This is a genomic window from Accumulibacter sp., assembly GCF_023806565.1.
Taxonomy (GTDB): Bacteria; Pseudomonadota; Gammaproteobacteria; order Burkholderiales; family Rhodocyclaceae; genus Accumulibacter.
In genome coordinates this window covers 30,321-37,857 of the sequence record NZ_JAMTDV010000003.1, presented here as the reverse complement: position 1 = coordinate 37,857, position 7,537 = coordinate 30,321, and the positions used below count along the sequence as shown (strand labels likewise).

5 protein-coding genes are annotated in these 7,537 nt (G+C 66.5%); 3 read left to right on the top strand and 2 right to left on the bottom strand.

Annotated features, from left to right (window positions below):
• Positions 1–1,238: TIR domain-containing protein (locus tag NFV80_RS00160; RefSeq protein WP_295324625.1), on the bottom strand; the 1,238-nt coding region annotated here is incomplete at its 3' end.
• A 164-nt stretch (positions 1,239–1,402) separates the two neighbouring features.
• A complete protein-coding gene (locus NFV80_RS00155; protein ID WP_295324622.1) occupies positions 1,403–2,986 on the bottom strand; it encodes an HPr family phosphocarrier protein in 1,584 nt (527 codons plus the stop codon).
• Between the two features lie 421 nt (positions 2,987–3,407).
• On the opposite strand from NFV80_RS00155, the gene NFV80_RS00150 reads away from it, so the two are divergent.
• From NFV80_RS00150 to NFV80_RS00140, 3 genes are all read left to right on the top strand, one after another.
• Positions 3,408–4,976, top strand: a complete 1,569-nt coding sequence (locus tag NFV80_RS00150; protein ID WP_296757434.1) for a hydrogenase iron-sulfur subunit — start codon at positions 3,408–3,410, stop codon at positions 4,974–4,976.
• On the top strand, positions 4,969–5,466 hold the full coding sequence (locus NFV80_RS00145; protein WP_295324617.1) for a hypothetical protein: 498 nt from the start codon (positions 4,969–4,971) through the stop codon (positions 5,464–5,466). The genes NFV80_RS00150 and NFV80_RS00145 overlap by 8 nt, the downstream gene beginning before the upstream one ends.
• Before the next feature lie 96 nt (positions 5,467–5,562).
• Complete coding sequence (locus tag NFV80_RS00140) at positions 5,563–7,479, top strand: 2Fe-2S iron-sulfur cluster-binding protein (RefSeq protein WP_295324615.1); 1,917 nt, start codon at positions 5,563–5,565, stop codon at positions 7,477–7,479.
• Positions 7,480–7,537 lie beyond the last annotated feature (58 nt).

Sequence of the window (7,537 nt, the reverse complement as noted above, 5' to 3'; positions counted from 1 at the left end):
CGGTCGAGATGGGCGCCGAGTTCGCCCAACTGGCGTTGGAGGAAGGCGGTCAGTTCTTCCGTGGCCTCGGTCCATTTGCCCAGGCTGACGAGCAGCGGAATCGGCGCTGCCGGATCGGCCAGCGCCGCCTCCAGCGCGTCGTGCGCAAGCTTCCACAGCGTCGTCGTCTTGCCCGCACCCGGCTCGCCGAGCAGCGCCGCCCGGCGCACCTGCGCGAACGCCTGCGCGATGTCCTCGTACGGACGCGACTCGCTCCGCGCTTCGGCGGCGGCGGAGCGCTGGCGCAGGTGGCGGAATTCCGGCCGCATGACGATCGCCGGCAGCCTGGTGGCCGGAACGGCCGGCGTCAGCACGCGGGCGACGCCGGCCATCGGCGTGTACAGCTCGGTGTGCACCAGTTCGCCGATTTCCAGACGGTGCAGGTAGGCGAGTTCTGCCGTGCGCTGGGGCGCCGCCGGATCGCGCGGTCCCGGCGGGGCGGGCAGTTCGCGCAGCAGGCGCTGCACACCGCTGACGTAGTGACCATCGAGGATCGCGATCGCCTGGCGGTCGGCCATGTACCACGGCAGCTCACAGTCGCCAGCCAGCAGCGGAACGACGGGCTTGCCGCGCTTCCTCGCCTGGAGGAATTCCAGACGCACCCATTCGCTGGCATTCGCGGCTGCGGATACCAGGCTGACGAACGCATAGCAGCGCTCGATGCCGTCGGCAATGGAGTGGACCCAGGTTTCGCCGCCGGGGATGTCGCTGCTGTCGAGCCAGCAGTCACGGCCGGCTCGCTGCAGATCGGCGACCAGGCGTTCGGCGAGTGGCCGGTCGCTGCGCGAGTAGCTGACGAAGACGACCGGGTCAGGCGTACTCGCCTGGCCGGCGATCGGTGGCCGCCGGTCTGGCGGGCTTGCGGCGGCCGATGGTGGTGCTGCGGCAAGGTCCGCGCCTGCGAGGCAGGGTCGGTCGAGTTCCTCGATCAGCGCCTGGAACGCCGGCTGCCTCTCCTCTCCCGCTTCGCTGCGCACGGCCTCCAGCAGCAGCGAGAGTGCATGCCGCGACCCGGCACGACCGCGGTCCAGCAGGCGGCGCACGCAGGCGACCACGAAATCCCTCGTCGCGCCGCGTTGCGGAATGGCGTCGTACACATCCCGATGCTCGGCGAAAAAGGCGAGCGTCAGCCAGGTGTCGCGACGCTCTTCGCCCATGAACGGTGTCAAGAGATCCGCGGCTCGTTCGATGCGGTTCATTCGCTGGGGTTCTCGCCGAAAGACAGGGATCGCATGGAGCGTCGTCCAGTCCATGCCAATGCGATGGGAATGATAGCGCGAAACGACGATGCCCGGGGCTGGCGAGGCGCTGGCGCCCGCACTGTCGAGACGCCCTCGCCCGCCGTGGCGCTTTCGCTGCCAGCCTAGCGCCGCAAGTAGGCGAGCGCCTTCGGCAGCACCACGTTGTTGCCGAAGGCGTCCTCGCCGTAGCCGTGGCAGGCCAGCACTTCCACGTCGGCGAGCACGCGTTTGTCGCCCACGAAGGTCACCGTCAGATCGGTGCGAATGTCGAGCTGGCCGGTGGCCTGCAGGTGGGCGATCTCGGCGACACTGTTCTCGAGGACGCTGCCCTCGCGATGGCCGAGTTGCCCGGAGAATTCCAGCGGCTGCCGGTAGAGCAGGATCTTTCCCTCGCCGGCGAGGCGATGGACGATGGCGAAGACCGCCGCGGCCACCGCTTCCGGGCCCTGCTCCCCCCCGCAATCGGGATGGACGCGCGCGATTTCCGACGCCAGCCAGCGCCGTTTGCGGGCGTTGATGGCTTCGTTGGCGCGAAAAAGCTCGAGCGGCGAGCCGGCGTCGAAACGCTTGCCGTCGAGTTCCATGTAAACCGAACTGCCGTAGTGGGCGACGATGCGCGCCACCAGGTTGGACGGGCGGACGTGGAAGCCGCGGTAGCTGGGCACCGGCACGTCGAGGCGGCCCGACTCGGCGTAGCGGTACAGGATCTTCTGACAGAGCCGCTGGCCACCGGCCAGATATTCGCTCGAGAAGGCCATCGCGTAGGCGAACAGCGTCGCCATGGTGGCGTCGCAATCCACCACCGGCCGCTCGCGCAGCACGGCGTCCGCGGTATGCGGGCTGGCGTGCCGCTCGTAGTAGTGGGCCAGGTCGGTGGCCATATCGAGCAGGTGGTAGATGACGCTGGCGTGACCGCGGAGGATCGGGAGCTCGGCGTCGAAGCTTTCGATCGAAGTGCCGGCGACATGTGTGTCGTAGAGGGACTGCAGATTGTGGAAGCGGAAAGTCAGCTGGCGCAGGCGTTCCTCGCTGACCGGGTCGGGGAAGCAGGACGCATAGTCCGCGGGCCGGACTCGCGCCGCGGCCCGCAGCAGGTCGCCTTCGGCTGCCAGGTTGAGAAACTCCGTGGCCAGATGGGTGACGGTGGTGACCGTGTCACCGGCGATGCGGTCACTGCGGTCGCGGGCCAGGCGGCCCGGCGGCAGGCGTTCGCCGAAATCTTCGGGGGACGGGGCGACACCCGAAACGTCAATGCCGACCGCCAGCCCCTCTTCCAGCAGCGCGCCGGCGATCGTGGCAAGGGCGCCACTCAGCAGGCGCAACTGCTCGCCGGTCGCCAGGCGGAAGACCCCTTCGACCGGCAGCAGGCGGTAGGTCGGCAGGCGGCGCTGCACGTAGGCAAGGGCCAGGCCGATGCGGGCAAAGTTCTTGAGCGACGCCGTCAAGGCGCGGAAGCGGCTCCAGTGCTGGTTCTGGCGCGCGCCGTATTCGTCCAGCAGCGTCTCCATCTGCCCGGATTCGAGCAGCAGGCGGCCGAGCAGGGGCCGCGACAGGGGAATTTCGCGCGCGTGCATGGCTTGCACGCTGCGGGCAATTGCGAACAGGCTCCGGCCACGGTTGCGGACCGGTTCGCAGAGCTCGCGGTCGGCGATCGTTTCCTCGTCCCGCTCGCCGACGGCGAGGCTCGGGTGCATCGGTTCGTTCATGGGTAATCTCCCTCGTCCGCTATCGGTATGCGGTCTGACGGGCGACATTCTCCAACGAAATCGGGTCCGGCAGCGCAAGGAATCGTCGGACGGAAGGCGGATGCGGCTTCGGCGCGGGTCCTCTCCTTGCTGCAGGTCTCGACAGCGTCAGGCCTTTCGCGCGGGGGAAGCCACGCCACCGCTGGCGGCGGCTGGCGGGTCCGCCTGGGTGCAGGAAAAGAAAACTGCTACCATCGGCCGCTTTCCCACTTCCCGCAACTGGCCGCGCTGTGCCGGAGGGGTGTGGCCCTGGAGATTGCCTCGTCCTGGCGACACGTCTGTTTTCTTCGGATTTGACTCGGGTCAAGTCGCCAGGAGAGCGCGGTCAATACGATCGGACGCTACGGATGATGGCCGCCAGCGGTCGGGAAAGACCAGCCCAGTGAATTTTCATGAACCCGTTCGCGCGAGCGTGCGAACCGTTTTTCTGCGCGTCGAGGAAGCGTTCGATGCGCCATTCGGCGGCGAAGACAACCCGTTTCGCCATCTCGGTGCGATGGGTCTGTACCTGCTGTGGATCGTCGTCGCCACCGGCATCTATCTCTACGCGGTGCTCGACACCGGCATCGAGGCCGTCTACCGCTCGATCGGCTACCTGTCGCGCGAGCAGTGGTACCTCGGCGGCATCCTGCGCAGTCTGCATCGCTATGCCGCGGACGGTTTCATGCTGGTGATGATGCTGCACCTCGTCCGCGAATGGTGCTACGGACGCTACCACGGTTTTCGCCTCTATTCGTGGATGACCGGCGTGCCGCTGATCTGGCTCGCCTATGTCGCCGGGATCGGCGGCTACTGGATCGTCTGGGATCAGCTCGCGCAATTGTCTGCCACTGCCACCAGCGAACTGCTCGACTGGCTGCCGATCTTCAGCGAACCGTCGGCGCGCAACTTCCTGGCGCCCGACTCGATCAACGATCGCTTCTTCACCATGCTGGTATTCGTCCATCTCGGTGTGCCGCTGCTGCTGATCCTGAGCCTGTGGGCGCATGTGCATCGCATCAGCCACGTCGATTACCTGCCTTCGCGGCGCGCCATGCTGGCAACGCTGGCCGCGCTCCTGGTGCTCTCGCTGCTCCGGCCGGCGCTCAGCAACCCGCCCGCCGATCTCGCGACCGTGCCCGGCGAGCTCGGCTTCGACTGGTTCATCCTGTTCCTGCATCCGCTGACCGACCTCAGCTCGCCGGCGGTCGTCTGGTCGCTTCTCTTCGGGGCGACGGCGCTGCTTTTCGCCTTGCCGCTGCTGCCACATCCGAAGGCGCCACCGGCCGCCGTCGTCGACGCCGCCAACTGCACCGGCTGCGACCGCTGCCACGCGGATTGCCCCTTTGCGGCGATCAGCATGGCGCCGCACCCGCTGCGCCCGACGTATCGCCTGGCCGTGGTCGACGCCGATCTGTGCGCGGGATGCGGCATCTGCGCCGGCTCGTGCCCCTCGGCGACCCCTTTTCGCAAGCGCGATACGCTGGTGAGCGGAATCGACATGCCACAGCAGCCGGTGCAGGCGCTGCGCGAGCAACTCGAAGGAGCGCTGGCAGGGCTCGGAGGGAACAGCAGGATCGTCGTCTTCAGTTGCGCCCGCGGCGCCGACGCAAGTTCGCTCGCGGCAGTCGACACCGCCGTCATTCCCCTGCTGTGTACCGGCATGCTGCCGCCGGCATTCGTCGAATACGCCCTGCGCAGCGGCGCCGACGGGGTATTCCTGAGCACCTGCCGCAACGGCGGCTGCGAATTCCGGCTCGGTGACCGCTGGACCGACGCACGTCTGCAAGGCCGGCGCGAACCCCATCTTCGCAGCACGGTGCCGGCTTCGCGCCTCTGCCTGCATGCTGCCGGCGCCAACGACAGCCGTACCCTCGCCGCAGCGCTGGCCGAATTCAGGGCCCGGCTCGACGCGCTGGCGAACGACGACCGACTTCCCCCTTACCTGCGGAGAGCTTCACATCATGCTTAAACCCGCCGCCATCGTCGGCCAGGTGATCCTTTACGGCGCCTTCGCCGCGTTCATCGGCTACTTTGCCACCGCACCGAAATATCGGCAGATCGCGGACGACGTCGCCCTGATCAAACTGTCGATCAGCCACCTCGGCGACCGCGAGTGTCGCAAGCGAACCCCGGAAGAGCTGGCAAAGCTGCCACCGAACATGCGCGCACCGCTGGACTGCCCGCGCGAGCGCTCCGACATCCGGCTCGAAGTCGATCTCGACGGTCAGCCTGCCTTCGCCACCGTGATGCACCCGACCGGCCTGTACAAGGACGGCGTCTCCACCGTATACAAGCGCTTCGAGGTGAAGGCCGGCAGCCATCAGGTGGCGGTGCGAATGAGCGACAACCTCACCAGGCCCGGCTTCAACTTCGTCAAGGAAGAGCAGATCAACCTGCAGCCGGGACAAGTGATGGTGATCGACTTCAATCCCGATCGCGGCGGCATCTTTTTCAAATGACCGCCACCGCCGCCCCCTGCCCTGCCCGCCACCTCGGCTGCAGCGTCCGCAGCGCAGCCGAAAGCGCCCAGCCAATTCTCTGAGCCGACATCGATCATGGTCAAAATCCTGCAACAAATCCTGCGCTGGCTGTTCATGCGCGTCGAGAACGTGTTCAACGTCGCTTTCGGCGACAAGATGAATCCTTTCTACCATCTTGGAACGATCAGCTTCTGGCAGTTCTGGCTGCTCGTCGGCTCGGGTCTCTACCTCTACATCTTCGCCGATACGGGAATCCACAATGCCTTCAACTCGGTCGAGCGGATCACCCACAATCAGTGGTGGGCCGGCGGCATCCTGCGCAGCATCCACCGCTATGCGACCGACGGCATGATTCTGACGATGCTCCTGCACCTGCTGCGGCACTTCGCCTACGACCGCTACCGTGGCTTCCGCTCGTTTTCCTGGCTGACCGGCGTCGCCCTCCTGTGGCTCATCTACATCGCCGGCGTCAACGGCTTCATGCTCGTCTGGGACAAGCTCGCGCAGTTCGTGGTGATCGCCACCGCCGAGTGGTTCGACGTGTTGCCACTGTTCAACGGCACCCTGATTCGCAACTTCCTCTACCTCGAAAGCGTCAATAGCCGCCTGTTCACGCTGCTCGCCTTCATCCACATCGGTGCGCCGCTGATCGTCGTCTTCATCATGTGGATCCATGTCCAGCGCGTACCGCGGGCGCACATCAATCCGCCGCGCCCGATTGCCATCGCGGTCAGCCTGATGTTTCTTGCGCTGGCATTGGTCAAACCGATCGTCAGCCAGGGCGGCGAGGCCGACATGTCGGTGGTGCCCACCGACATCGCGTTCGACTGGTTCGAGCTGCCCGTCCTGGCGCTGGTCTATGTGACCGATCCGCTGCGACTCTGGTATTGGGTGCTCGGTCTCACCGGGCTCCTCTTCCTCACCCCCTGGCTGCCGCCGAAGCGCCGTGGCGCCGCGCACGCGCAGGCCACGATCACTTTCCATCCCGATCGGAAAGCGGTCACCGCGCGCTTCGACGAGACGCTGCTCGACGCAGGCCTGCGTCAGGACATCGATCTGCCCTACGAATGCCGCAACGGCGGCTGCGGCGTCTGCAAGTGCACGGTGCTGCAGGGCAAGGTCGATCCCGGCCTCTACCAGCCAAGCGCGCTGTCCGCCGCCGAACTGGCGCAGGGCAAGGTCCTGATGTGCTGCGCCAGCGCGCTCGAGGACGCGGAGATCGAGTACCAGACCAGCACCGCAGCCCGGAGCATCGGCGAATACACCGCACACGTCGTGAAGATGGAGAAGCTCACTCACGACGTCATGCGCGTACTGCTCGGGCTGCCACCCGGGCAGCAGATCACCTTCAAGGCCGGGCAATACATCAACATCCTTCTCGAAGACGGCCAGCGGCGTGCCTTCTCGTTTGCCAATCCGCCGTACGAAGCCGAATTCGTCGAACTGCAGATTCGCCTGATGCCCGGCGGCCGCTTCACGACGCACGTCTTCGAGAAGATGAAGGAAGGCGACGAAATCCGCTTCGAAGGGCCGATCGGCGACTTCACGCTGCGTGAATCGGAACGACCGATCGTCTTCGTCGCCGGCGCCACCGGCTTCGCGCCGGTCAAGAGCATGGTCGAGGACGCCTTCCGGCGCGGGCTCAAGCGGCCGATCCACCTGTACTGGGGGGTGCGCAGCCTGCAGGACCTCTACCTGCCCGAGCTGCCGGCACGCTGGGCGCGCGAGCACGACAACTTCCACTTCATCCCCGTACTCTCCGAGCCGCTGCCGGAGGATGCCTGGAGCGGACGCACCGGCCTGGTGCACGAAGCGATTCTCGAAGACTTCCCCGAACTCAAGCAGTACGAGATTTATGCCTGCGGCTCGGTGCGCATGGTCGAAGCGATCTTCCCCTTCCTCAAGCAGCACGGCGCCGAGGACGGCGCCTGCTTCTCCGATGCGTTCAGCGTGTCCGCCCGCTCGATGGCCTTTCAGCCGCGACAGCCGTGACGCCGGCCGCGATCACGATCGCCGATCGCAAGGAAATCGCCAGCGAGAGTCGCCAAAG

Coding starts and splice junctions, on each gene's coding strand:
- NFV80_RS00140 (WP_295324615.1), top strand. CDS start 5,563: ATGGTCAAAATCCTGCAACAAATCCTGCGCTGGCTGTTCATGCGCGTC.
- NFV80_RS00145 (WP_295324617.1), top strand. CDS start 4,969: ATGCTTAAACCCGCCGCCATCGTCGGCCAGGTGATCCTTTACGGCGCC.
- NFV80_RS00155 (WP_295324622.1), bottom strand. CDS start 2,986: ATGAACGAACCGATGCACCCGAGCCTCGCCGTCGGCGAGCGGGACGAG.